The following is a 25531-nucleotide window of genomic DNA, read 5'->3' as shown; positions in this document are numbered from 1 at the left end:
ACACGTTCGAGTCGCCTAATGAGCCGCACCATCGCCGTCCTTCTCGCCGGGCTACGGCTTTCTTTTGTAGCAGGGGCCCTGGCAGCTGCCGCCGTTGCGCCGGCGGCGACTCTCACTCTTGAGTTCTGGGGCAATCAGCTCACCGAGCCCGTGCCGTCCCCGGGATTCAACTTCGGCGCCGCAGTGGATACCGACGGGGCGACCGCGATCGTTGGGACCCGCCTGGGCGGCAGCGATAGTGGGATCGGTTCCGGCTCGGTGTATACGTTCAACATTGCCACGGGGATGTTCGGACCCGAGTTGGTCCCATCCGACGGGCTCGCGGGCGATCGCTTCGGCGATGCGGTCGCGATTGGCAGACCATACTCGCTAGTCGGAGCCTTCAACGGCCACGATGGCGCTGGCGCCGCCTACGTCTACAATCGCTCTGGCGAGCAGGTGAACAAGTTAGTCGCAGCTGATGGCGCCGCCGGGGACCGCTTTGGAGACTCGCTAGACACTGCTGGGATTCACGCCCTCATTGGCGCTCCTGGCGACGATGACTTTGGCAACGCCAGTGGCGCCGCCTATTTCTTCAACGCCATGACGGGGGTGCAGCTTCACAAGTTCGCGCCTGGAGATTTAACAGCCTCCGCTCAGTTTGGCTACGCAACCGCGCTCGACGAATCTATCGCGGCAGTTACGTCGCGACTTGATGATGGCACGCCACTCGGCACAGGTTCGGTTTACTTCTTTGACTGGACCACCGGCTCGCAACTAGCCAAGTCCACGCCGAGCAACGCCACGGCCGGGGACCGCTTCGGCGAGTCAATCGCACTGGACGACAACGTTGCTCTGGTGGGCGCTTCGCGCGGCAACGGCGGGACTGGCGCCGCGTATCTGTTCGACGCCACGACCGGTGACGAGTTGCATGTTCTCACTCCCGGTGACGGCGCCATGGGGTTCAACTTCGGCGTCTCGGTGGCGATTGAGGACGGCCTCGCATTGGTCGGCGCCAGTAGCGCCACGGCTGACGGCATCGTTACCGGCGCGGTCTACGCCTACGACGTGGCCACCGGTCTTGAGATCGGCCGGCTCGTGCTGATTGACCGCGAGCAGGGCGACAACCTCGGCATTTCGCTGGCCTACGAGAACGGCACGATGATCGTCGGCTCTTCGTTCGACAGCGACTTCGGCCTCCGCGCCGGCGCCGCTTACTTGCAAGACATCGTCCGCGTTGATATCCCCGAGCCCTCGTCAGCGCTTCTGCTGTTGACGCTTATCGCAGGGTCCGCTGTGCGGAACGGTCGCCACGACTAACGTCCCCGGCTCGCCGTCAAAATTGCTTGCGCAGCAACATGAGCCGTCGGCGCTAGCCGCGGGTGGCCTTACGCATACGCATGCCATCGCGTACTACGAGCCCGGTGAGAACGGTCCGCACAGCGGACCCTACAAGAGCCCATCCAGTTGATCGACGAGGTTCTCGAAGTGATCGAGCGCCGTCTGCACGGGCTCGGGGCTCTCCATATCGACTCCGGCGTCTCGCAAGAGGTCGAGCGGGTGCTTGCTGCAACCGCCCTTGAGGAAGCCGAGGTACGCGTCGAGCGCCGGATCGCCGCCGGTCAGCACACGCTGCGACAGCGCGATCGCTGCCGAGAGGCCCGTCGCGTACTTATAGACGTAGAACGCGTTGTAGAAGTGCGGGATCCGCAAGCACTCCAGTTCTAGACAATCATCGACGACGAACTGCTCGCCGAAGTACGCGTCGAGCAGCTCGCGGTAGACCTTGCGGAACGACTCCAGGGTGAGCGGCTCGCCCGCCTCGGCCATCGCGTGCGTGCGGTGCTCGAACTCGGCGAACATCGTCTGACGGATGATCGTGCCGCGGATGGCGTCGATGTCGCGGTTGATCAGGTAGGCGCGCTCCTCGTCGCTCTTGGCGTTCTCCATTAAGTAGCGGCTCAGCAGCTGCTCGTTGAACGTGCTGGCCACTTCGGCGACGAAAATGGTGTAGCTGTAGTACTCGAAGGGCTGGGACTTCGACGAGTACCAGCTGTGCATCGAGTGGCCCGCCTCGTGCGTCAGCGTGAAGACGTGGTCGAGCACGTCTGGCTGGTAGTTCATCAAGATGTACGGCAGCCCGTCGTACGAACCGGCCGAGAACGCGCCGGAGTTCTTCCCCTTGTTGGGATACCGGTCGCACCACCGCGCGGTGGTAAGGCCCTTCTTGAGGACGTCGCCGTACTCCTTGCCGAGCGGTTCGAGCGAGGCGATCACCGCCTTCACGGCTTGGTCCCAGGTGTGCCGCTTGTCGAGTTCTGACAAGATCGGCACGTAGGTGTCGTAGTGGTGGAGGTCCTTGAGCTTCATCTTGCGGCGACGCAGCTCGAAGTACTTGTGGACCGCCGGCAGCTTCGACCGCACCGCGCTGACGAGGTTGTCGTAAACGCTCACGGGCACGTTGTCGCTGAACAGCGACGCCTCGCGCGCCGACGGGTAGTTCCGCGCTTGCGCGTAGTAAACGTCGGTGAGGATCGATCCCTTGAGCGACGCGGCGAGCGCGTTCTCGTGGTCGGCGAACTCTTCGTAGAACTGGTGGAACGCGGCCTTGCGGACTTTGCGGCTGGGAGAATGCAGGAAGACGCTGAAGCTCGACTGGTTGAGCTCGGCCTTCTTGCCCTGCTCGTCCTCGACTTCGCCAAACTTGAGGTCGGCGTCGGTGAGCTGGCGGAAGATCTGGCCCGGCGAGCCCGCCATCTCGGTCTGCATCGCCAGCAGGCGCTCTTCGCCGTCGCTGAGCGTGTGCGGCTTGTAGCGCGCCATGCGCTCGAGCTTGAGCTTGTACGGCGCCAACTCCTTGGCGGCCATAAGCTTCTTGAGCTTCGCGTCGGAGAGCGAGAGGATTTCCGGGCGGATGTAGCTCGCGGCCTGCGCGGCGCGGCTGGCGGCGTTCTGCAAGCGGCCGACCATCGCCTGGTAATCGCTGTTGGCCTGGTCCTCGGTGGTCTTCAGCATCGCGTAGTAGCCGAGCCGCTCGCCATCGCGGTCGAACTTGCCGTCGAACTTGAAGCACTTGGCGAGCTCCGCCGGCTCCGCGAGCTTCCCCTTAAAGGCGGCGTACTTGGAGATCTGCTTCTCCCAAACGACAAACGCCTTCTCCCACGCGGCGTCGGTGGCGAAGAGCGAGTCGAGGTTCCAGGTGTCGGCAACCTTGACCTTATCGCGAGTCGGCAGCTTCTTCATGCGTGCTACTTGTTCTAAAAAGGATTCACCACAAAGGAACTAAGGAACGAAGGAAATCAAATAATGAAACGCCTTCGTCGTCCTCCTTTGTTCCTTCGTTCCTTCGTGGTTCAAAAATACTGAATCACCACTTCCAAAGTGCCGTGCCCCAGGAGAGGCCGGCGCCGAAGCCGCACATCATCAACTCATCGCCTGACTTGACGAGGCCCGCACGAACCGATTCGTCGAGGGCGATCGGGATCGATCCCGCCGACGTGTTGCCGTAGCGGTCGAGGTGTTTGACGACGCGCTCGCGCGGCACGCCCATCGAGTCGGTCGCCGCGTCGAGGATGCGGGCGTTCGCTTGATGCAAGAGCCAGAGCTTGACCGCTTCTTTGTCGCGGCCCGCGGCGGTGAGGACGTGTTCGAAGGTGTCCTCAAGCAGACGCACGGCCCATTTGAAAACGGGCCGGCCGTCCATCTCCATCAGCCACGGGATGCCCCCCTCAACACCAGGCTCCGCCGGGCAGTCGAGCGAGAAGGGCCGTTCGACGCCGCCGACGCGCCGCGTCAGCAGGTCGGTCCCGCCGCCATCGGCGCCGAGCGTCGCGGCGAGCAGGCCCTGCTCAGAACTACCACGCGTCAGGATCACCGCGCCGGCGCCGTCCCCGAAGAGCGGGAAGGTCTTCTTGTCGTCGGGATTGAGGACGCGCGTGTTGGTGTCGGCGCCGATCACCAACACGTTCCGCATCGACCCCGTCGCGACGAACTGCGCGCCGGTGATCAGGGCGTACATGAACCCCGCACAAGCCGCTACAAGGTCCATCGCGGGGCACTTGAGGCCGAGCTGCTGCTGCACCGCGGTGGCGGTCTGTGGCAACAACCGATCGGGTGTAAACGTCGCCAGGAGGATCAGGTCGATGTCGGCCGGATCGATTTCCGCCGCGGCGATCGCTTGCCGTGCGGCGCCGGCGGCGAGGTGGCTGGTCGAGAGCCCCGGCGGGGCGTGGCGGCGCTCGTGGATGCCGGTCCGCTGCGAAATCCACTCGGGGTCGCAGCCGAGGCGCCCTAGGTCTTCGTTCGTGACAACCAAGTCGGGCACGCAGCTCCCCGTCCCGGCGATGCGGACACCCGTGAGCTGGAACAGGGGGCCGCGTTGAAGGTGTTGCAGAACGTCGGACATGCGGGGCGGGGGAGCAAACTCGCGAAGCTAGGGCGAATCGAGCAACCTACGGGGAGAAGGCGGGGGGCGGCAACCCCGAGACGCTTGCGCAGCGAGCCGCTGGGAGCCATGGCGTCCCGCCCACGGCAGAGGTGGGTACCGACTTTTCAGTGCCTCCAGAGTCGCCAGCAGAGTCGCTAGTCAGCGGGCGCCAGCTGCCCTGCGACTCTTTACTAAGAAGTGAGCTAGTACCCGCTGCGCCGGGGGCAGGGACTCCACGGCTCGCGCCTGAAGGCTAGGCCGCTTTGCGGCGGCGGGGGCGGCCCACGCGCTCGTAGAGCCATGCTCCGCCGCGTTTGCCGATTTGGCGGACGGCGCCCATTTCTCGCAGGGCGTAGGCGGCGCGTTGGGCGAGCCAGCGTGGGGCGCCCATCGCCGTGGCGAGTTCGGCGGTGTCGAACTCTTTGGGCAGTTTGCCGGGGACCAACTGCCAGAGGTCCGCCGCCTTCGTGAAACGCATGACCGCGCCGACGCTCGACAGCCGCTGGTCCTCGACGACGTGATCGTTGGCCCGCCAACGCCGTTTACGGCCGTGGCCGGGGCAGCGGACCTCTACGACTTCTACCAGCGGCGTCTCGATCGTGAGCCGCGGGTGGGGGAACGTCCGTGTGAAGTGGACCAAGTCATCGAACAAGTCGTAGGTCGCGCCGCGCTTGGGGCTCCATCGCTGGCTGACGATCTCGCCGCCGGGACGGTCGAGCTTGATGATCCGCCGCCTGGCGACGATCGGCTTGACCACGAGCACTCGGTGTTCTTCGCAGAGCGTGCGGATCTTATCGCGGATGGCGGCGAGCCCTGCGTGTTGGACTTCGATCAGCAGGTCGCCGCGCACCGCGTCGATGCGGTAGCGCCCACGCCGCACCTCGACCTCGCCGTCGTCGCCGGCGTAGTGGGCTTTAAGCTGTTGGTGGAGGCTCGTTTCCATTGAGGCGCAAATTGGAAGGCGCTAGGCGCTAGTTGTTGAGCAGGCGTCCGAGAACTAGCGCCTAGCGCCTCTTAACTAACGCCTCACCCCAAGGTCCTCAACCGTGAACAGCGTCGTCAGTTCGTAGCCCGCGGCCTTAAACGCCTCGCGGCCGCCTTCGAGGCGATCGACGATCGCCAGCACGCGCTCGACCTTGAGCCCCTCGGCTTCGCACAGCTCGATGGCCTTGAGGCTCGACGCGCCGGTTGTCACGACGTCTTCGACGATGACGAGCGATTCGCCCGAGCTATAAGGGCCTTCGACCTGCTTCCCTTTGCCGTGCTCCTTCGGTTCTTTGCGGACCATGACGCCGCGGAGCGAGTAGCCTTTGATGCCGGCGGTGGTGAGGATCGCGGCGGTGATCGGGTCGGCGCCGATGGCCATGCCGCCCACGAGCTTGGGTCCTTGACCCATCTTCAAACGCATCTCGCCGATGAGGTCGATCATCCCCTCGCCGATGAGTCGAGCGCCCCGGGCGTCGAGCGTCACGCGACGGCAGTCGAGGTAGTAGGACGCCTTCTTGCCCGAGGCGAGCGTGAAGTCGCCGAACTCGAGGGCGGCGTTCTTGATCAGCTTGGCGAGCGCGTCGCGGTCGTACATCGGGGAGGGGAAAGGGGCTAGGGACTAGGGGCTAGGGGCAGGCGAGCCCCCGATGTTAATCGGGGGAGGGAACTAACGGACGCCCTCACGCTGCATCGCCTCAACGCGGCTCTCGAAGTGATGCTGCTTGTCGAAGACGTTGCCACCCTCGTCAGTGTAATGGTTTCCCAGCACCCCAAAGAGGGCGTCATACCCCCGGCACCCAGACGCCGCCGCCAGGACGGCCAGCAATCCGAATAGAAACCGCCGTACACCCATGTCGACAAGCCCTTTGACCGATTGCGGAATCCCTCCCCTTCAACGCAACTCTCACCTTCTTACGGTCACCGCCGAACCCACCGACAGGATGTCGTAGAGGTCGGCCATGTCGTTGGAGGCGATCGTCAGGCGGCCACGAGCGCCCAGCGGCGGCGTCGGGCCGGCGCTGAGCTCGACCTGCTCGCCCGTCGGGTTCTCGAGGACGACTTTCTGGCCCTCACCAACCACGGGCTGATTGGGGGCGTCGAGGCGCTTCTGGCCGACGCGCCACTCGCCGCTGGTCGGCGCCTGGCCTTCGACCTGGACCGGGAAGCGACCGGCGTAGCGGTCGTCGAGCAGCAGCACGACTTCACCCCGCGCGAGGTCCACCTCGGCATTGAAGGGGCCACGGATCACTTTGAGTTGCTGGCCCGGCTGGACGGCGTCAACGGTCTCTAAACCGTTGATCTTCGCCAAGAGTTGCCAAGGGACGTCGTAATCCTCGGCGATCGTCGCGAGCGTCTCGCCCGGCTGGACGACATAAGCAGGCTCAAGCCGGTGCTCGTTCGAGTAGACAACCGACCCCGCGAGCTGGCTCAAGAGGTCCTCAACCTTGGCGTACTCTTCGGCAGAGAGACCCGGCTCGGCGCGCCACTGCGAGAGCATCCGGTGCGCGCGGGTCAGCTCGTCGCGCTCTAGCGCCATCTCGACCGCCTGCCACGCGGCGGCGAAGCCGGGCGCGGCGGGGGGAACCGTCGCTGTCGGTCGCGTCGTTGGGGACGCGGTTGCTTCTGTCAGAGTTGCTTCCGGTGGAGTCGGTGCGGACGACAAAGTCTCCGTCGTCGGGAACGGTGACTCGGGAGCTTCGGCAACTTGCGATGGCTCAGGCCTGGTCGCGCTGTCCTGCACGGCCTGCATCGATGGGACGCGGCCGTTGATGGTGGGCGATGTGACGGTCGTTGCGTCCTTGCCGTATTGGGCTGTGGGGATCGACGCCGGGAGGGCTAACGCTTGGTGGTTAGCCGTGGGTTGGCTGTTCGACGTCGGAAGCGTCGGCTGCGGCGGCGTTGTCGCAGGCGTATCGCCGCTAGGCATCGCGGGCATCGCGGGGAACCCAGACGCGGCGGCTTCTGGTTTGGTCTCCACCGCGGCTGGGGCCGAATCGGCCCAACTCGGCGCCGTCCGCGCAGCGAGCGTCGTGTCGGGTGTCGAGCCGGAAGCACCTCCGTCCCAGGCGGGCGGCTCTTCGCTCGTGATCTCGGCGCCGTTCCACTCGCTGTTGAACGCAACGGGGGGTGGGCCTTCGTTGATCTTGCGCGCCAGAAACACGCCGAGCACGGCTAGCACGGCGATCGTAGCGAGGGGGCGGATCGTGCTCATCGGGGATCGTTTGAGCTGAGTGAGCCAGTTGAGAGCGCGCCGAACTGAAAGCGCGCAGAACCACTTTGCGGCGGAAAGTAGGCGAATGGCCGAAGTGCGGCCATGCCAGTTACCGGTCTGTAGCTAGCAGGCGAGCCGGCGATCTTTGAGTGACTCGCTATTCGAGCGGCCCGCTGTTTGGCAGCAGTGCTTGCAGCGGGCAACCCTCGCACTTCGCTCTCGAAGCATGGCAATGCTCGATGCCGACACGCACCAGCAGCGCGTGCGTCTCGGCGTAAGTTTTGACGTCGTTCGGCAATCGCTTGCGCCAGAAGGCGGCGACCTCGTCGTACTTCGCCGTCGAGTCGCCCCAACCATGCCGGCGCATGACGCGGCGCTTGTAGGCGTCCACGACGAAGAGCGGCGCGCCGCCGGCGTAGAGCAGGATCGCGTCGGCCGTCTCGGGCCCGACGCCGTGAACGCCCAGCAGCTGCGAGCGGCGTTCGAGGGCGATCTTGCGATCAACCACGCCATCGAGCAACGCGTCCATCGAACCGCCGTGCGATTCGACGAGGAACCTAGCAAACGCCTTGAGCCGCTTCGCTTTGACATTCGGCGGGCCGGCGGAGCGGATGATCTGCGCGAGCGCTTCAGGTTCGATCGCGTCAATCGCCGTGAACGACATGGCGCCGGCTGATTCAAGATTCGCGATCGCCCGCACGACGTTCTTCCACGAAGTGTGCTGCACCAGCACCGCGCCGACCGCGATCTCCCACGCGTCAGCAACACCGGAGCGAGTCGCCGCAGGCCACCAGCCTTGCGGGCCGTAGGCGTCGTGGAGCAAGCGGTATGCGAGTCGGATCGTGGACACAAGCGATAAGGCTTATTGCTGGATTCAACGCGATCAGTTTTTGAACCACCAAGGAACAAAGGAACGAAGTTTTCTTGCTCGGAAGCAAACCGATTCTCAAACAGAGCCTTTGTTCCTTCGTTCCTTTGTGGTTCTCTCTTCTGATTCGTCGGTAGTGTTCGTCGTCTGAGGAGATCGGGTTCCCTTCGGCATAAAAGTCAAGCCGCATTTTTCGACTTCTGCGACCTTCGCGTTTCTCTCTTTGACCTCTTCGCGTCGAAGGTATAATCGAGGCAGCGGGCACGGAGGACCAACCGACGATCACGCAATGGTCGGCTTAGCTCCGGCAATGATTGCGGGCCCGCGTTGTATTGAAAGAGGCGTCGTGTTCCTTGTCGAACGCGACGCTTCGTCCATTTCCAAAGCTACTTACCGAAGGCCCGGGTCGTGCTGTCAGTCCGTCCAAAGATCGCCGAGCTCGTGATGCAGCTCTACGGCCGAGCGCTCCACCCGGAGCTGTTCGAGGTCTTTGCGCAGAAGCGGCTGGAACGCGGCAAGGTGGCGCCGCCGCCGCGATCGATCGCCGCCAGCGACGGGGTAGCCCCTGCTGGCGTGAGTGGCGAAATCGACCCCGAGGCCGACGGCTACGAGGCGATCGTCGCCATCACCAGCGCCGGGCATGTCGTCCACTGGCGTCACCGTGGCCTGACGCTGACCGAGGTGTGCGCGTCGTCACACCAGCCGCTGCCACAGCGTCGGCGGTTGATGTCGCACCGCGTGGAAGGCGAGCGGAGTGACCGCGTCGAGTGCCGGGGCGGCATCGTCTACGAGACCTCGCTGGCGCTCGAGACGGCGTCTTCGGAGGCGTTGTACGCCTACCAGCACGAGTTCGACCTGATGAACCTCCAGGGGGGCGCGCTCCCCTTGGGCGAAGGGGGCGATAGCAATGGCCTCCTGCACCGCTTCGAAGCCAGCGGCCGAGCCGGCCTCTCGATGGGCGCCCTCAGCTTCGTCGATATCCAGTCCCGTGACCGCTCGTTACGGGTCCGGGCGTTGCACACCTTCCCTGACGACTGCGCGATCGTGAAGACCGAAAGCGTTTTCCGGCTGCCGGGGTAACGGAAATCCCAATGACCAAGTCCCAATGACCAATGCGGGCGGAGCGGAAGCTCCTCATTGGTCATTGGGGCTTGGTCATTGGTGATTTCACTTCGTAGGTGGTCCCCGTCGCGGAAAGGGGGATCGATCCGGTAGACTGTCCGGCTTGGCGGCGTTTCTGCCCACTGCCCACTGCCGACTGCCTGCTCCCCAATGAAAACCGACGAGCTCCGCGAGAAGTACCTAGCGTTCTTTGAGTCCAAGGGCCACACGCGCGTCGCCAGCGACGTTCTGGTGCCGACTTGGGACCCCTCGGTGCTGTTCACCCCGGCGGGGATGAACCAGTTCAAGGACCACTTCCTTGGCAAAGTGAAGCTCGAGTACACGCGCGCTGCGACCTGCCAGAAGTGCCTCCGCACGGGCGACATCGACAACGTCGGCCGCACGCCGCGGCACCACACGTTCTTCGAGATGCTGGGCAACTTCAGCTTCGGCGACTACTTCAAGCGGGACGCCATCCACTGGGCGTGGGAGTTTCTGACCGACAAGCGCTGGCTGGGGCTGCCCAGCGCACAGCTCTCGGTGACGGTCTACAAGGACGACAAAGAGGCCGCGAAGATCTGGAACGAAGAGATCGGCCTACCGATGTCGCGGATCAGCTTCGAGGAAGAGGACGAGAACTTCTGGCCCGCCAGCGCCCCCAGCCAGGGGCCCGACGGCGTCTGCGGCCCGTGCAGCGAGATCTACTACACGGCGCCACTCGCCGAGGGTGGCTTCGCCGAGCCGCTGGAGATCTGGAACCTCGTCTTTACGCAGTTCAACCGCGTCGGCGACCCGCCGAACAACCTCCAGCCGCTGCCGAGTAAGAACATCGACACCGGCATGGGCCTCGAGCGCACCGCCGCGGTGCTGCAGGGCGTGCCGACGAACTACCACATCGACTCGCTCTTCCCGCTGGTGCAGGCCGCAGCCGAGGTGTGCGGCGCCAAGTATGAGCTTACTAGCGAAGACGGCCGCCGCCTCCGACGCATCGCCGACCACGTCCGCGCGTGTACTTTCGCCGTCCACGAGAACGTCTACCCCGGCCCGAACAAAGAGAAATACGTTGTTAAACGGCTGCTCCGCCGCGCGGTGCTCGACGGGCATCAGATCGGCGTGCACGAGCCGTTTCTGCACAAGCTCGTGCCGATGGTCGCCGAGTTGACCAAGTCGGTTTACCCCGAGCTGCTGGAAACCTCCAAGCGCGTCGCCGACGTCATCCAGAAAGAAGAGTCGAACTTCTTCGGCACGATCGACGGCGGCCTTAATCGCATCGAGCGCGTCTTCGACGACATGCGCCAGGGCAACCGCACGACGGTCGATGGCGGCGTCGCGGCCGAGCTGTACCAGACCTTCGGCGTGCCGCCCGAGTTGTTCGAAAGCCTCGCCGCCGAGCACAACTTGGCGTTCGACTGGGACGGCTACAAACGGGCGATGGAGGGGCACAGCGAAGCCTCTGGTAAGCTCGTTCATACCGTGATGGGCGCGAAGGGACCGATCGACTCGCTCAAGCAAGCCGTCCACTCGACGAAGTTCCTCGGCTACGACAAGACCGAAGCCGACGTCACCGTGGTCGGGATCGTCGCGGGCGTCGCGCCGGACGATCGCCTGTGCGACACGATGGAAGAGATCGGCCACGAGAACCCCGTGCGCCTCGTTCTCGACCAGACGCCGTTCTACGGCGAGAGCGGCGGTCAGGTGGGTGACATCGGCGTCATCAAGGGCGATGGCTTCGAGTTCACCGTGCAAGACACGCAGAAGGACGGCAACCTGTTCGTCCACCTCGGGCATCTGAAGTCGGGCGTTGTCCGCGAGGGCGTGAAGGCGAAGGCCATCGTCGATACCTCGCGTCGCGACGCGATCCGCCGCGCACACTCGGCCACGCACCTGTTGCATTGGGCGCTACAGAAGACGCTCGGCTCGCACGCGCAGCAGCAGGGATCGAAGGTCGACGCCGACTGGCTGCGGTTCGACTTCACGAACCTCTCGGCCGTCGAGCCCGAGCAACTGGCGACGATCGAAGCCGACGTCGAAGCCTGTGTCGCCGCCGCCGGCGCCGTGCAGTGCGAGACACTGCCGCTCGCCGACGCGCGCAAGCAAGGCGCGATGATGCTCTTCGGCGAAAAGTATCCCGACCCGGTGCGGATGGTCTCGATGGGCCCGCTCGCCGATGGCTCATCGTTCAGCCGCGAGCTATGCGGCGGTACGCACCTCACCAGCACCGGCCAGGTGGGCGTCTTCGAGCTGCTTTCGGAAGAAGGCGTCTCCGCCGGCACACGCCGCATCACGGCGCTGACTGGTGAGCGTGCCGAAGCGAACCGCAAGGAAGTCGAAGCCGCGCTCGCTGAAACGGCGAAGACGCTCGGCGTGCAGCAAGAGACCGTTGTCGAAGCGGTTGGCCGACTGCTCGCGCGGCAACGGGTGCTCAAGAAGAAACTTTCGGGCGGCGGGGCGGTGAAGGCCGAGGAGGCGCAGCTGCGTGGCGCCAAGCTCGACACTTACGCCAAGCGGCGAGCCGCGTTGATGGACGCCGCGCGGCAACTATCGGTCGCTCCGGCGGAGGTCGCCCCGCGTTGTGCCGCGCTGATGGCGGAGATCGAGAAGCTCGAAGCGCAGGTGAAGCAGCGTGACGCGGCCGGCCCGCTCGACGCCGACTCGCTCTTGGCGAAGGCCGAGGTCATCAACGGCGTGACGATCCTCATCGCCGAGACGCCGGGCGTCGCGGCGCCGTTGATGCGGCAGTTGATCGACGCGGTGCGCCAAAAGACGCAGCCCGCCGCGGTGCTGCTCGCATCCGCCGAAGGAGACGACAAGGTCACGCTCATTGCCGGGATTACCAAGGACCTCCAAGACCGCGGCGTCAGCGCCGGCAAGTGGATCGGCCCGGTGGCGAAGGCGGTCGGCGGCGGCGGCGGCGGGCGTCCCGACCTGGCCCAAGCCGGCGGCAAGGACCCGAGCAAGATCGCCGAAGCGATTCTCACGGCCCGCGAAACGATCGTCCCGATGCTCGGCGCATGAGCCGGTAACGATCAAGCTGGGCGCCAGCAGTGCAGTGTTGGCGAACGTTTTGAACTTTCGAAGGGATGGAACAGCTCGCCAAAGTTCGCTGCGCCGAAAAGTCGCGTCGGTTGCGCTTGAATTAGGGCGCGCCGAAGCGCTATCGTTGAGATAGAGCGAACGGCGGTTCCTTTCACTGGAGACACCTCCCGCGGAGGCAGGTCTTCGGTTGCACGTTGCGCGGGATCACCCATGCAGCGACACTCGTCCCAGCGCGCTTGAGGTCTGTACCGGCGCGTTCACTCCAGGCGGAGGTGCGTTATGAGCGTTATCGAGAAAGCCCCTGGCGCGGCCACGTTGGCGCCAACCTGCCGTTGCGAAGTCGTAGAGCGTGGACCCAACTGGTTGTTCGTTCGTGTCGAGCTTAGCGGCGAGCCGTGCGGCGTAGGCGATCGGTTGTGGGAGATCGCCCGGAGCCAGTTCGTTTACCGCTTGGTCGTTGAGTTCAACGCCGACGCACACGCCGACGCGGTGTATGGCAGCAAGCTGGGGCACGAGCTCGGCGCGCTGTGCGACCGTCTCATCGAACGGGGTGGCGCCCTGAGGCTGTGCGGACTGTCGCCCGAAGCGGCCCACGTGGTGGTCAGCGAGTCGGGCTGCCCGCGGCTGCACAACCACGCCACGACCCACGACGCCGTGTGGTGCGGTCCACGCTGCGACGGCGATACGGCCGCCGAGCAAACCGTTCACGCGCGGTTCGACGAAGAGACTTGGCGTACGCCGCCGCGGCCGCACGCGAAGTGACTTTGAGGCGAGCCGGCGACGAACATCGCCGGCTCGCCATTCAGCTAGTGCAGCAATCGCTTGCGCAGGTCTTTGAGCACCCCGACGATCGGGTTCTCCGCTTTCGTGCGATGGTAGAGCCCGCCATTTGGCAAGCGGTGCGGGCCGCTGTCGGTCAGTTGTGACCAGACGACCACCTGCACCGCGTTCTTGGCGATCAGCATTGGCAGCCGGCGCCGCGCCCACTCGGCTTGGAAGTCGGGCGTGAGTAGCTTGTCCTCTTCGTTCGCAGCAACGACTTCGAAACGCGAGTCCGCCGCGGGGTCTTCGAGCGTGTCACTAGGGAAGGCGATCGACAGCATCAGCGGCGACTCAAGCCGCATGTTCCACAGGTCCACGAGCCGGCTGAAGGCCAGCGGGTTGCGGAGTTCGGTCCCGAACGGCCGGTAGCCGATGTTCATCTCCAGGTCGAAGCCGGCGATGCCGAGGTCGGCGCGTTCGAGCGCGTCAGCGAAGTCGAGCGGCGAAAGTTCGGTGGGCTTGGTGGCGCGGTACTCGCCCCACGGTTGCTCAACGCCGACGACGACGGGCGTCGAAGGGTCGAGTTGCCGCACGAGCCGCACGGCGCTCGCGACGATCTGCAGCCGCTGCTCGTCGGAGAGTGACAGGACCCGGTCGCGGTTGATCTTCGAGGCGATGTGCCAGAGCTGGACCTTGCCGCGGTAGCGCTGGACGGTGGCGCGGACGTGGCCGAGCATGAGGGTGGTGAGCGTCTCGACGTCGCCCTCCCAGAGGTAGGCCCAGTCGGGGACGAGCTTGTCGTCGAACTCCAGCAGCGGCCCGAGGCAGACCCGCATGCCCGACGATCGCGCCCACTCGAGCGGCTTGTCGATGTCGGTCCAGTCGCGGCGGCCCTCGCTCGGTTCGATGACGCCCCAGCCGGCCGACACGTTGGCGAGGTTGAAGGTCTCGGCGATCTTGCGGGCCTTCGTGCCGCGCGGCGCCCGGTCTCCCAGCCGCACTCCCAAGAGGGTCGTGAGTCGCTGGCCATCCTGCATCCGCATGGCGAGCGCTTGCTCGGCGTAGAGTTCCGCTAGCTGGCAGCAAGCATCGGCCGCGATCTTCAGAGCGGTCCGTGCCCGCACGGCCGCGGAGGCGGGGTCGACGGACTGCGACACCGCGGCGCGGCCGACGTTGCGCGTCGCGTCGCGGATCGCCCCCAACACGGACTCGGTCGTGCGGAGTCCGAGCATCTCCCAGGCGGCGAGCTGGTCGCGGAGGCGGAACACTAGGCCGCGTGCGAGCTCGACCTCGAGATGGTAAGGCTTCTCGCGCTCCATGAGCGACGACGTGCCCACCAGCCAGTCGCCATGCCCCGGGATTGGCCAGGGGATCGAGAAGCTGCCCGAGGAGTCCTCGGGGCGTTCGACGACGATCTGGTTGCCGCTGAGGATGGTGCGTCCGAAGGTCGGACCCTCATCGATGCCGGCGACGTAGGCCCGCGCAAGCCTGTCTTCGGTCAGCAGGCTTTGGTCGTCGGCGACAAACCGCATCAGGCCCATCGGGGCGAACTCTATGGGCGAAGGTGGGCCAATTCTCGGCGGGGCGGGCAGCGGCAGGGGGACTCGCGGGTCGGCCCCGCCGGGGCGCCTGCGCAAGTGCTGTCTAGCAAATACGTTAGTAGGCGGATACCACAGTAACAACCGCCCCGCGGGAAGCCGTGCGTGTCTTCCCATCCTCTAGGCTCCAACCTCCAGCCTCTCCGCCCCCGTGTCTTCCTCCGACCTGCCCGGCTACGAACCCCGCCGCGGAAAAGTTCGCGACGTTTATGACCTTGGCGAGCATGTCCTCCTCGTGGCGAGCGACCGCATCAGCGCCTTCGACTGGGTGTTGCCGACGGCGATCCCCGACAAGGGCCGCGTCCTGACGCAGCTCAGCCGGTTCTGGTTCGGCCGCCTCGGCGTCGCGGCGCCGGTGGGCCATCACCTCGTGACCTGCGACGTCGAGGCGATGCGGCTTCCCGAGGGCGCCAATCTCGAGCGGCTCGCCGGCCGGTCGATGCTGTGCCGCAAGACAAGCGTCGTGCCGTTCGAGTGCGTCGCCCGCGGCTATCTTTCGGGGTCGGGCTGGAACGAGTACCGGTCGGGCGGCGCCGTCTGCGGCGTCGCGTTGCCGGCCGGGCTGGTGGAGAGCGACCGCCTCCCCGAGCCGATCTTCACCCCGGCCACCAAGGCCGAGTTGGGCGAGCACGACGAGAACGTCTCCTACGACCGCATGCAGCGAGACCTGGGCGAAGGCTTGGCTAGGCAGCTCCGCGACGCGACGCTAGCGATCTACTCAGCCGGCGCCGAGCACGCCGCGACGTGCGGCCTGCTCATCGCGGACACGAAGTTCGAGTTCGGCCAAACGCCCGACGGCGAGCTGTTGCTGATCGATGAGCTACTGACGCCCGACAGCAGCCGCTTCTGGCCCGCCGACAGGTACCAACCAGGCGGGGCGCAGCCCTCGTTCGACAAGCAGTTCGTGCGCGACTGGCTGCTACAGTCCGATTGGGACCGAGAGAGCCCGCCGCCAATGCTACCGGACGACATCGTCCAGCGGACGCGGGCCAAGTACGTCGAGGCGTACGAGCGGCTGACGGGGGAGACGTTTGCGTGGTGACGAACCTGTAGGAGGCGTCTCCGACGCCGATTCGGCGCACCCTATCGACCAGAGCGTCCCACAAGCGACGCCTCCACTCATTCACCCGCCCGCGTCGGCAGCGGCGTCGTCGGGCTTGGTCTCGGCGGCCGCCTTGGCGGCCTTGCCGCGGGGCGTCTTCGACCGCACCTTCGAGGCCTTCTTCTCGGTCGGCTTCTTGGCGTCGGCGGTCGCGGCGGCCTTTTCTTTGTCGCCGTCGTGCTCGGACTCGAACTCGCGCCAGGTCATCGCCCGTTCGAGCGGCTCGATGCGGAGGACGACCTCGCCCCCTTGGAAGACACGCACGGTGCCGCCCGAACTGCTCACCGCGACGGCGATGGCTTCGGTCGCCTTGGTGATCTGCGCGGCGGTCCAGTGGCGGGCGCCGAGGCCCTTGGACAGCGTGATGTCGGTCGAGGCCGGGGCGGTGATGTGCTGGGCGGCGGCCACCACCGTGCCGTTTGCTGAGATGATGAAAGCGCCGTCCATCTGGGCGATCTCTTTGACGCCGTCGCGGACCTTGGCGTCCGAGATGCTGCGTTCCGACGCGGGGTAGCCCTTCACCGGGTCGAAGCCCATCGGCTTCGACAGTTCGAGCGTGCGCTTGTGGTCGCCAACGACCATCAGCGTGCCGATCGGCTTCCCCTCACGCCCTTCGCGGCCGATCTCGACCGCCAAGTCGATGACCGCGCGGATGGTCTCCATCGGGATCTTGGTCTCGATCCGCCGCAAGTCGCGCACGGTGAGGCGGCCGAGGTGCTCGTCGAGGTGGATCAGGCTGAGTGAATCGATGACGCCCGGGTCGTAGCTGCTGTAGAGAGTGACGACCTTGGAGCCGGGCTCCAGCAGCTCGTCCGCGACCGCTTCGAGGAGGGCCTGGGTGAGCCGCTCGAAGACCGGGGCGTCATTCATGCCCAGGAGGATCGTGTCGAATCCGGGGCCGTTGTCGTCGTCGTGGGCGCCCGCCAGCTGGTCCTCGGAGTCCGCCGCCACCAGCAGCGTGCGGCTGCCAAAAGCTTCTTGGAGCTTGGCCCAATCGATGGGCCGTTCGGCGAGGAACAGGATGGCGTCGGCCGAGTGCTGGTCGGCGAGACCCGACGCAGCGGCGCAGAAGCCCTCGAGTTGGGGCGTGAACCGACGGGGTGCGGTAGCTCTCGGGGGCGCCATTCGATCTTGGTAGCCGACTCACGTCCGTGGGGTCGCCAGAGCGAACGACCCGCGCGGAACGCGGGCAAATCCCGCGCCGGGAAGCCGCTCCGTTCCACCAGCCAACCATACCCGATCCGAGTCGGGGCAATCAATCCGAGAGCGCGGCTCGCTTCGAGTCACACCGGTGAATCGCCACCATAGCAAACTCGAACCATGCTCTTTCGAACCGCTACCGCCGGTTGTTCGACGACCTCGACGGGCCGAACAGCCCCAGGAAGCCGGACGGCTGCGGCGGGCTGTTGCGCATCACGCCACGATAAATCGGGTACTCGCGGTACAGGCTCCCCGTCGGGTCAACGGCGGCGAGGACCTGGGCGTTCTCGGTGTCGTGCGGCCGGAAGACCCGCTTGTCGTACAGCACCAGGGCGTGAAGCGCGTGGCCGATCGAGCCCAGATGCCAGTCCTTGTCGGCGTTGCTCGCCAGTAGCTCGGTGAGGTAGTTCACGGCGCGGACGGTGCGGTACGACTGTAACTCTTCGTCATTCTGGGTGTAGGCAAGCCATTCGAGGATATGCCCCGTTGTGCGGAGCCGGCGCTCGAGGTCTTCCTCGGCGCCGCGGCCCGCAAACCACTCGGTGCTGAGGCTGCCGTCCTCGTTCTGTAGTTGGAAGGCGTAGGCTTGGTACTGGTTCACGAAGCGTGCCGCCTCGGCGTATTCGCCGTCGAGCGGCTCGCCACGGGCCTCGCGCCGGCGGTAAGCCAGACTCAGGCCCGTCAACCGGTGGGTGCCGCCGCACGCGGCGCCACGGATCGGCTGGGTGCGTTCTTCTTTGATCAGCCGCGGGATGTCCCAGGTCTCGCCCTGGTCGTTGACCCAGGTGGCGTCCGACGCCAAGTAGTGCCCCAGGCCGATCAGCTTGAACGTCAGCTCGGTCTTGGCGTAGCAGCTGCGCTGTTCGGACTCGATCAGGTCGCTGATCGTGAACTCCTTGCCGCCGACTCGGATCGGGTAATCGGGGCTCACGTTGCACTGGGCGAGCATGGCCAGGAACTGGCCTCGGTGCCCCTGCACGCCGACACCGACCTCTGCCTCGAGCTTGCCGTCGCGGTTGATGATCATCAGCTGCTGCCGCTTCGACGGGCGGTTGAAGCAGAGATGACCCACCAGCGTCATGTAGGGGCCGTTGGGGCCGCCGTCACGCACGCGGCTGTGCAGTTCGTAGCCCAGCATCGCGTGCATCAACTCCCACGGGTCGTGCTCGACCGTGTTGAGCGGCTTGCGGTAGTAGAACGAAAGCACCGTTCGGAGTCGCGAACGCAGGTTACGCATGTTGCGACTGAGCGGCGCTGGCGGCTGGATCGCCTGCGGCGGAGCGACGGCGGGCGCCGCGGCGAGCGGGCGCGTCGGCGCTTGTTGTTGGGCTTGCGGTTCAGCTTGAGGCTGTGGCTGTGCAGCGGCTTGCGTGGTTGGGGCCGCTGCGGGCTTGGGTGCAGCGGGCTTTGGGGTGACTGGCTTGTCGGCGACCTGCTTGTCGTTGGGGGGCTCGACGAAGGGCTGGAACGTCGGCTTTTCGACCGGCGCCAGTGTTGCGACCGGGCCCTTATCGGCGAGGCCTTTGTTGGCGGGGCCCCGATCTGTAAGCGGGGCGGCCGGCGTCGCCGCTGCGGTCCCGGGCGAAGGGCGGTGGGCGCGCAGCGGCAGCATCGGCGCGTCAGCGGCCTTGATCGAATCGACCTCCTCGGAGTCCTCGGCGTCCTGATCGTCGAGAGGCGCCGACTCCTCCGCGGGGGATGTGTTGTTGCCGGGCGTCGGGGAGGCGGGTGGCGCCGGCTGCGTCTCACGGACTTGTGGGGCGACCAGCGTTGGGGCCGTCACGAGGGGCTTCAGGTGCGGCTCGGTTTCGAGCTGCTTCGGCTCTTTCGCATCGGGCGTGCTTGGCGCGGCTGCCTTCGTAGCAGCGGCAGGCGCCGGTTGGGGCTCGCTTGTCGCCGGACGCCAGCTGAGCGATGGCTTCGACGCGATCTTCGGCGTTGCGCCGGAGAGGTCGATCTCGTCTAGGACTTTAAGCGGAACGACGTCGGCCAAGTCCTGGTGAGGCGTCGCCAGCACGGGGCCTTCGACCGCCATCGCCCACGACGGTGCGAGCGCGACCGCTAGCACGGCACGAACGACGCGACGCGACGCCGCGAAACGGAAAACCTGACCGACCGGCGCAAAGCGTTCGGTGAAATGCATCGGCCCGCAGCCCCCACTTTGATGCGACGCTAGTCCGCTGACTCTGCTAGCAGTAAAGCCGACAACGGCTCCACTGGGCGCAAGGTCTGACGCGCCTAGCTTGGGGTATCGGACGGAGCGTCCTCTGACGACAGTCATTCAACCGTCGCGGATTGTCGCACGCCGTAATTCAGCGCGGCGGAGTGCGCGAGCCTGCCTACCGCGTCGATGGCGTGGTTTGAGCAGACCGGGAAAAGCGGCGCGCTAGAAGAAGGGAACCCAGTCAGGAACGCGAGCAGCGACAGAGGTCGGCTCTCGCGCGGGCGGGGCTTCGCCGCGTGCTAGCGCAACGTAGGCGGCGACATCGCCGCCGTAGTCTTTGCCGGTGGCGTTGCGCATCGCTTCGACGCCGACCAGTTGCATCGCGGGATTCGGGTCTTCCAATAGCGCAAGCAGTTGTTCGGGTTTGGCGCCGTTGGGTTCTAGCGCCTGTGCCGCAGCGACGCGGACGTCGAAGGACTCGTCTTGTCGAACAACGCCTGTGAGCGGCTCGACCGCGCCCGCGGTCGGGCGGCTGGCGAGTAGGCGGCAGGCCGCTTCGCGCACGAAGGGGCTCTCGTCCGAGAGGCCGGCGATCAACGTCTTGCCGGCGAGCGTTGTGTTGAACTTGGCGGCCGTTTCGAGAGTCGCCTGCCGCACGAGCGGATCGGTTTCTTTCTCGAGCGGCTTGACCAAGTCCTGAACGATCGTCTGCTGATCGGGGGTGTCTTCGCCGGTGGACTTCTCGGCGAGCTTACGGATCTCGTCCATCCGCTTGGCGGCGACGACGTAGGTGGTCCGTTCCGGTTGATAGAACGGATTCAGTCCAGCCATCCGCGGACCGCCAGACTGGCAGCCCGTCATAGCGACGGCGGCGAGAAGGACGAGCGGAGTCGGTGTCGAAAGTCGCATAGAGCGCGGGCCCTGCCGGAGGCTCGGAGTCGGGGCGCCGGCGCAAGAGGCGGAACCTCGGCGCACGCCGGCAAGCGGCGGGACCGTAGCAAAGCGGCTCATCGACCGCCACAGCAGTCGAACGGCGAAGTCACGAACGAGCTCCACCTGGTGCTAGCTAGCGCTGCGGCATGTAGTTCCCGCAGGCGGGGCACTTCGCGAACCACATCGGCACGGCATGGCCGCACTTGCACTTGGTGTGGTGGCGAATCACTGACGAGCCCAGCAGGCTGCCGCTGCTGCTGGCGTCGTCGTGCAACGCGTCGTCGAGGACCGAGGAGGCGTAGTCGGCGGGTGACGCGTTGTGGGCGCGGACCTCCTCGGCGACCGCCCGTCGGTAGCTGGCTTCGGTTTCCTGGGAAGTCAACAGGTCAGGCACCAAGACGACGACCTGACAGCGAGGGCAGAGGCCCTTCCGGCCGGCGTACTTGTCTTTGACCTTGAAAGTGTGCCCGTTGGAACACTCGACTTTAATGCCCATGGTAACTGCTCTCCAACAGCGTCAGCCGCGGGCGCGCCGGAGGGGCGCTACTAACTTGCGATGAAGTTAGACCTGCGAAGACGTTAGGCGGATAAGGGAGTAGGTTGCCTCTTCCCCGTCACGCCAAGTGTTGTGGAGCCTTCGTACGCAACGCTTCGGCTGCCATCGATCGCAGCTCGATCCCAGTCGTTGATCTGAGTCGCTACGGCATTGGTTGATGAGCTGGCCGTGAGATCGCTAAGCAAATGGCGACCCCACGGCTATCTGCAAACTAGCGATCCGGCCAACGAGATGCAAGGAAACTCGCGCGGGATTGGCTCTACCGCCGGGAGCAGCGTGCCTGGTTCGCCCGCGGATTGTGGCGATTAGTGGCTAAAACGATTCGGGGGCCGATTGGCGATCGCTTATAATACGCACTTGCGAAACGAGTTACGTCCCTAAGCAAAAGCAGGCGCCGGCGCGGCGACGGCACGAGAGCGAGACCTAGAAGCCAATTGACCGCGAAGCTGATGGCAAACTGCCCCGACCGCCTCGACCGCCCCGCTTGCTGCCGCTGGTGGTCGGCTGGCCGCCGCCGCTGGTGGGTCGTGACGCTGCTGCTGGCGATCGCTGCTTTGCAGTCGGGGGGGTGCAGCTGCCGCAGCGAGACGCCCGCCGAGAAGGCCGCCCGGCTCGCCAAGGAGCGGGCCGAGAAGATCGCCCTGGAGGAGAAGCGGCTCGAGGAAGAGCAACGCCGCCGGCCGCTGGTGCTGGAACCGGCCCGGACGCTGCCTGCCGGAGAGGGGTCTGCCGGAGAGGGGTCTGCCGGAGAGGGGGCCGCCGCTTTGTTCGCTAAGCCCGGCCACTGGAACGCGGTGCTCCAGCCCGCCAAGGCCAACGCCGAGGACTTTGACGGCACAGTCAGCTACGAGGTGGTCGGCAAGGACAACGCCTCGTTCGACACCCAGGGGTCTCCGCTGCGGCTCGTCAGCCGGCGGCCGCTGGTCGTCGCCCGCGAGTCGCGGAAGACGGTGGACGCCCTCTTCTATTGCCCACCGACGGGGGGCGAGACGCCCTACCTGCGTTCGATCGTCCGCCAGCGCCGCACCGACTCCCAGCTGCAAGACGTGACCCCGGCCCTGCGGCCGTTGGCGGACCATCAGTACCACCTCGTGGTGCTGGCGAAGGAGCCGCAGCGTTACGCGTTCATGGATTCGCTCCGTTCGGTGACGGCGACGCTCCCCAGCGCGATCGACCCGACGGCGATCGACGGCGCCAAGGGCCGTCTGAAGGCGGACAAGAACTACCGCGTCGTCGCCGTGCCGGCCGACGTGCCTTCGGGCGAGGTGGCGCTTCCCGACAACGCGCTCGCTTGGACGTCGATCGCGTACGTGGTCTGGGACGAGGTCGATCCCGAGTCGCTGCAGCCGGCGCAACGGGAGGCGTTGATCGACTGGCTCAACTGGGGCGGGCAGCTCGTCATCAATGGGCCCGACTCGCTTGACCAATTGCGCGGCAGCTTCTTGGAGCCGCTGCTGCCGGCGATGGCCGATGGCGCCGAGGAGATCACCGCCAAGCGGCTCAACGAACTAGAGCAGGGCTTTTCCATCGGCGACCGCGGCTCGCCGCTGAACAAGGAGGGTGCTTGGTCCGGCGTCGCCCTCGTGCTCGCCGACGGCGCGCAGCCCGTGCGTGGCACGGCGGGGCTGCTGGTGGAGCGCCGCGTCGGTCGCGGTCGCGTCGTCGTCACCGCGATGCAACTTGCCGATCGCCGGCTGCTCAGGTGGTCGAAGGGCTACGACAACTTCTTCAACGCCGCTGTCTTGCGCCGCCCGCCGCGACGCTTCGTGCCGCGCGACCCGGCTTTTAACGACTATGGGTTGGAGGAGGTCGAAGGCGAAGAGCCAGAAGCCTCGCCGATCGCGGTCGTCTGGGCCGAGGGCGAGCCGGTGCGTCTCGACCCGCTCCGCAACACGGGCTGGCGGGGATTCGTGCGCGACACCCACGCCGATCCCGAGCAACTTGCGCTGACGCTCGCTGCCGACGACGAGGCGGCGTCGATTTACAATTCCTCCGGTGAGGCGATCGAGTTCGCCAACCTCAAGCCGGCGCCCGTGCCCGGCGGCGCTGGCGCGACCAATGACTTTGGCGCCGTGTCGAGCGCCGTGCGGGCGACGCTCCGCGAGTCGGCGGGCGTGTCGGTCCCCGGGGCGAGCTTCGTCATCGGTTGCTTGGCCGTGTATCTCTTCGTCCTGGTGCCCGCCAACTGGGGCTTCTTCGCCGCGATTCGCCGGCCCGAGTTGGCGTGGGTCGCCGCGCCGCTGATCGCGCTCGCCGCCGGCTGGGTCGTCATCCAGCAGGCGCAGCTCGACATCGGGTTCGTGCGGGCGCAAACGGAGATCGGCGTTCTGGAATTGCAACCCGACACGCCGCGGGGCTTGCTGACGCGTTACACGGCGCTCTACAGCTCGCTGTCGACGATCTATGAGCTCGAGTTCGACGCCCCCACCGTCGCCGCGCCGTTCCCGAGCCGTGAGCGCGATGAGAAAGACTCGATGGTAAGCACGCCGTCGATTGTGGCGTTCGTGCGCCAGGACAAAACGCGGCTCCGCGACTTGGCGGCGTCGTCGGCGACGACGGAGTTCGTGCGTAGCGAAGAGATGTTCGACGTCGGCGCCGCGAGCATCGCCGGGTCGAGCACGCCGGGCGCGATTCGCCTGGCGAAGAACCCCAGCGGCGGGCCGCGGCTCGAGAACCGCACGGGTTGGCTCCTGGAGGACGTGGTCGTCGTTGGCCGGCCGGACGGACTCAAGGGCGAGCCGCACCTCGAGGGGTGTTGGCTCGGGGACTTGGAACCCGGGAGCGTGGCGAACGTCGTCTTCCTGCCGACGGCTTCAACGAGCGGTGGCGAGCTGCCCTTCGTCGAACAGCGCCGCGCCGCCGCGAAACTCCGCGATGACGACGCCCCAGCGCGGCTCAACCTCGACAACCTGTTGCGGCTGGCGCTCGACCCGAAGCACTTCGAGCCCGGCGAACGGCGCGTCGTGGCGCGGGTGTCGCAGGTGATGCCGGGCCTGGAGGTGACGCCGAGCGCTTCGCAGAAGAAGGGGGCGACGCTCGTCGTCGGCGCCCTCGGCTACGGCCCGCTGCCGGCGCCGCGGCAAGACATCAATGGTCCCCTGGACGTTAACTGAGCCTCTAAGAATGGGACGCGGATTTACGCGGATGTAACGGATTCCGTTGGATTAGATTTCAAGCGTCATCCTCGTCAATCCATTCAATCCCCGTAAATCTGCGTCCCATTCTTAAAGTCTAAAACAAGCGCATGATCGAGATCCGCAACTTCGGCAAGCACTACGGCGACTTTGTCGCGGTTGAGAACCTTAACCTGTCGATCGGCAAGGGGGAACTCTTCGGCTTCATCGGCCCCAATGGCGCCGGCAAGAGCACGACCATTCGATTCCTCGCCACGCTCTTGCGACCGACGCACGGCGAGGCGACCGTCGCGGGGCACAGTGTCACCGACGACCCGATCGCCGTGCGGCGGAGCATCGGTTACATGCCCGACATGTTCGGCGTGTACGACGGCATGAAGGTGTGGGAGTTCCTCGACTTCTTCGCCGTCGCCTACGAGGTGCCACGCAATCAGCGGAAGGCGATCATCGGCGACGTGCTCGAACTATTGGACCTGACACACAAACGCGACGACTACGTCAACGGCCTGTCGCGCGGCATGAAGCAGCGGTTGTGTTTGGCGAAGACACTCGTCCACGACCCGCCGGTGCTGATCCTCGACGAACCGGCCAGCGGCCTCGACCCGCGCGCGCGGCTCGAGGTGAAGGCGCTGCTCAAGGAGCTGCGGAAGATGGGGAAGACGATCCTCATCTCCAGCCACATCCTCACCGAGCTGGCCGACATCTGCACGAGCATCGGTATCATCGAACGCGGCAAGCTGCTGCTGCACGGGCCGATCGAGAGCGTCTACCGCAAGATCCAGCAGCACCGGCGGCTCGAGATCCGCTTCACCGGCGACCCGGCGGCGGGCGTGAGCCTGGTGCGGAGCGACCCGCACGTGCGCTCGCTGCAAGAGGGCCCGCGCGGCGTGACGATCGAGTACAGCGGCGGGGAGACGGACGTCGCCCGGCTGATGCAGACGCTCGCCGCGGGGCAGGTGGGGTTGGTGTCGTTCGCCGACAAGGAGCCGACGCTCGAGGACGTGTTTATGATGGTGACGAAGGGGTTGGTGACTTGATTGCGGAGTTCGGATTGCGGATTGCGGAATAGAGTAGGTCGGCCGAAATCAGCGCAGGGTCCGGCCTACTATTGCCGTCTCGAATCGGTCGGCGTTAGGGGGTCCTGAATGAAGAACTACTATGCCATTGTCGTGCAGCGGGCCGTCGTCGCCGGCAAGCCAACAGGTTCGATTGATGTGTCGGCCTACTATTTTCTTGCCGAGTCGAAGGAAAACGTTCGAGCTGCGATCCATTCGCAGCACCCCTTTTCGTACGAAGGGGCGGAAGGCGATGAGGTGATATGGGAGCTGCTCAGGATTCTGTCCATTGATGAACGCTCCGAACTCATTTCGGGTGACGAAGTTACGGGATTCATCACGTCAGTGGACGAATTAAGTGGGTTCGTTGAAGACCCCGATGATTGTCGTGATGTAACTTGAGTGAAGTAGGTCAGGC

General features: G+C 65.8%; 19 protein-coding genes. 8 read left to right on the top strand and 11 right to left on the bottom strand.

Annotated features, from left to right (window positions below):
• Nucleotides 1-18 precede the first annotated feature (18 nt).
• On the top strand, nucleotides 19-1299 hold the full coding sequence (locus Spa11_RS20135; RefSeq protein WP_145116114.1) for an FG-GAP repeat protein: 1281 nt from the start codon (nucleotides 19-21) through the stop codon (nucleotides 1297-1299).
• A 129-nt stretch (nucleotides 1300-1428) separates the two neighbouring features.
• Here the strand turns inward: Spa11_RS20135 and pepF are convergent, their stop codons facing one another.
• The 6 genes from pepF to Spa11_RS20105 all read right to left on the bottom strand — a co-directional run bounded on the left by pepF (nucleotide 1429) and on the right by Spa11_RS20105 (nucleotide 8454).
• On the bottom strand, nucleotides 1429-3222 hold the full coding sequence (gene pepF, locus Spa11_RS20130) for an oligoendopeptidase F (protein ID WP_145116112.1): 1794 nt from the start codon (nucleotides 3220-3222) through the stop codon (nucleotides 1429-1431).
• Nucleotides 3223-3346: 124 nt separating this feature from the next.
• Entirely contained in the window at nucleotides 3347-4384 is a 1038-nt protein-coding gene (locus Spa11_RS20125; RefSeq protein WP_145116109.1) for a beta-ketoacyl-ACP synthase III, read from the bottom strand.
• Nucleotides 4385-4658: 274 nt separating this feature from the next.
• A complete protein-coding gene (locus Spa11_RS20120) occupies nucleotides 4659-5348 on the bottom strand; it encodes a hypothetical protein (protein WP_197529539.1) in 690 nt (229 codons plus the stop codon).
• A gap of 75 nt (nucleotides 5349-5423) precedes the next feature.
• Nucleotides 5424-5987: an orotate phosphoribosyltransferase gene (pyrE, locus tag Spa11_RS20115; protein ID WP_145116107.1), complete on the bottom strand. Its 564-nt coding sequence runs from the start codon at nucleotides 5985-5987 to the stop codon at nucleotides 5424-5426.
• Between the two features lie 309 nt (nucleotides 5988-6296).
• Nucleotides 6297-7604 (bottom strand): LysM peptidoglycan-binding domain-containing protein, encoded by a 1308-nt coding sequence (locus tag Spa11_RS20110; RefSeq protein ID WP_145116104.1) that lies wholly within the window; start codon nucleotides 7602-7604, stop codon nucleotides 6297-6299.
• 157 nt (nucleotides 7605-7761) lie between these two features.
• Entirely contained in the window at nucleotides 7762-8454 is a 693-nt protein-coding gene (locus tag Spa11_RS20105) for an endonuclease III domain-containing protein (protein WP_145116101.1), read from the bottom strand.
• 426 nt (nucleotides 8455-8880) lie between these two features.
• Between Spa11_RS20105 and Spa11_RS20100 the strand changes: the two genes are divergently transcribed.
• The 3 genes from Spa11_RS20100 to Spa11_RS20090 all read left to right on the top strand — a co-directional run bounded on the left by Spa11_RS20100 (nucleotide 8881) and on the right by Spa11_RS20090 (nucleotide 13371).
• Nucleotides 8881-9552, top strand: a complete 672-nt coding sequence (locus tag Spa11_RS20100; RefSeq protein WP_145116098.1) for a DUF2617 family protein — start codon at nucleotides 8881-8883, stop codon at nucleotides 9550-9552.
• Nucleotides 9553-9744: 192 nt separating this feature from the next.
• The gene (gene alaS / locus Spa11_RS20095) at nucleotides 9745-12588 is read left to right on the top strand and encodes an alanine--tRNA ligase (protein WP_145116096.1); all 2844 of its coding nucleotides are present in this window, start codon (nucleotides 9745-9747) and stop codon (nucleotides 12586-12588) included.
• Nucleotides 12589-12972: 384 nt separating this feature from the next.
• The gene (locus Spa11_RS20090; protein ID WP_231933051.1) at nucleotides 12973-13371 is read left to right on the top strand and encodes a hypothetical protein; all 399 of its coding nucleotides are present in this window, start codon (nucleotides 12973-12975) and stop codon (nucleotides 13369-13371) included.
• A gap of 44 nt (nucleotides 13372-13415) precedes the next feature.
• On the opposite strand, the gene Spa11_RS20085 is transcribed toward Spa11_RS20090, so the two are convergent.
• Nucleotides 13416-14903: an endo-1,4-beta-xylanase gene (locus Spa11_RS20085; RefSeq protein WP_197529538.1), complete on the bottom strand. Its 1488-nt coding sequence runs from the start codon at nucleotides 14901-14903 to the stop codon at nucleotides 13416-13418.
• Nucleotides 14904-15120: 217 nt separating this feature from the next.
• Here Spa11_RS20085 and Spa11_RS20080 point away from each other — a divergent pair, with 217 nt between their 5' ends.
• Nucleotides 15121-16011: a phosphoribosylaminoimidazolesuccinocarboxamide synthase gene (locus tag Spa11_RS20080; RefSeq protein ID WP_145116089.1), complete on the top strand. Its 891-nt coding sequence runs from the start codon at nucleotides 15121-15123 to the stop codon at nucleotides 16009-16011.
• Nucleotides 16012-16092: 81 nt separating this feature from the next.
• Here Spa11_RS20080 and Spa11_RS20075 read toward each other — a convergent pair whose 3' ends face one another.
• The 4 genes from Spa11_RS20075 to Spa11_RS20060 form a co-directional block, all read right to left on the bottom strand.
• Nucleotides 16093-17196, bottom strand: a complete 1104-nt coding sequence (locus tag Spa11_RS20075) for a DNA integrity scanning protein DisA nucleotide-binding domain protein (RefSeq protein WP_145116086.1) — start codon at nucleotides 17194-17196, stop codon at nucleotides 16093-16095.
• A gap of 211 nt (nucleotides 17197-17407) precedes the next feature.
• Complete coding sequence (locus Spa11_RS20070) at nucleotides 17408-19414, bottom strand: hypothetical protein (RefSeq protein WP_145116083.1); 2007 nt, start codon at nucleotides 19412-19414, stop codon at nucleotides 17408-17410.
• Nucleotides 19415-19657: 243 nt separating this feature from the next.
• Nucleotides 19658-20344: a HEAT repeat domain-containing protein gene (locus Spa11_RS20065; protein WP_197529537.1), complete on the bottom strand. Its 687-nt coding sequence runs from the start codon at nucleotides 20342-20344 to the stop codon at nucleotides 19658-19660.
• 157 nt (nucleotides 20345-20501) lie between these two features.
• On the bottom strand, nucleotides 20502-20864 hold the full coding sequence (locus tag Spa11_RS20060; RefSeq protein ID WP_145116078.1) for a hypothetical protein: 363 nt from the start codon (nucleotides 20862-20864) through the stop codon (nucleotides 20502-20504).
• 509 nt (nucleotides 20865-21373) lie between these two features.
• Here Spa11_RS20060 and Spa11_RS20055 point away from each other — a divergent pair.
• The 3 genes from Spa11_RS20055 to Spa11_RS20045 all read left to right on the top strand — a co-directional run bounded on the left by Spa11_RS20055 (nucleotide 21374) and on the right by Spa11_RS20045 (nucleotide 25515).
• The gene (locus Spa11_RS20055; RefSeq protein ID WP_145116075.1) at nucleotides 21374-24037 is read left to right on the top strand and encodes a hypothetical protein; all 2664 of its coding nucleotides are present in this window, start codon (nucleotides 21374-21376) and stop codon (nucleotides 24035-24037) included.
• Nucleotides 24038-24168: 131 nt separating this feature from the next.
• Entirely contained in the window at nucleotides 24169-25095 is a 927-nt protein-coding gene (locus Spa11_RS20050; protein ID WP_145116073.1) for an ABC transporter ATP-binding protein, read from the top strand.
• Between the two features lie 108 nt (nucleotides 25096-25203).
• Nucleotides 25204-25515: a hypothetical protein gene (locus Spa11_RS20045; protein WP_145116070.1), complete on the top strand. Its 312-nt coding sequence runs from the start codon at nucleotides 25204-25206 to the stop codon at nucleotides 25513-25515.
• Nucleotides 25516-25531: the final 16 nt, after the last annotated feature.

This window comes from Botrimarina mediterranea (assembly GCF_007753265.1).
Lineage (GTDB): Bacteria > Planctomycetota > Planctomycetia > Pirellulales > Lacipirellulaceae > Botrimarina > Botrimarina mediterranea.
Note: the sequence above shows the minus strand (reverse complement) of the source record. Positions and strands in the feature narration are given on the sequence as shown.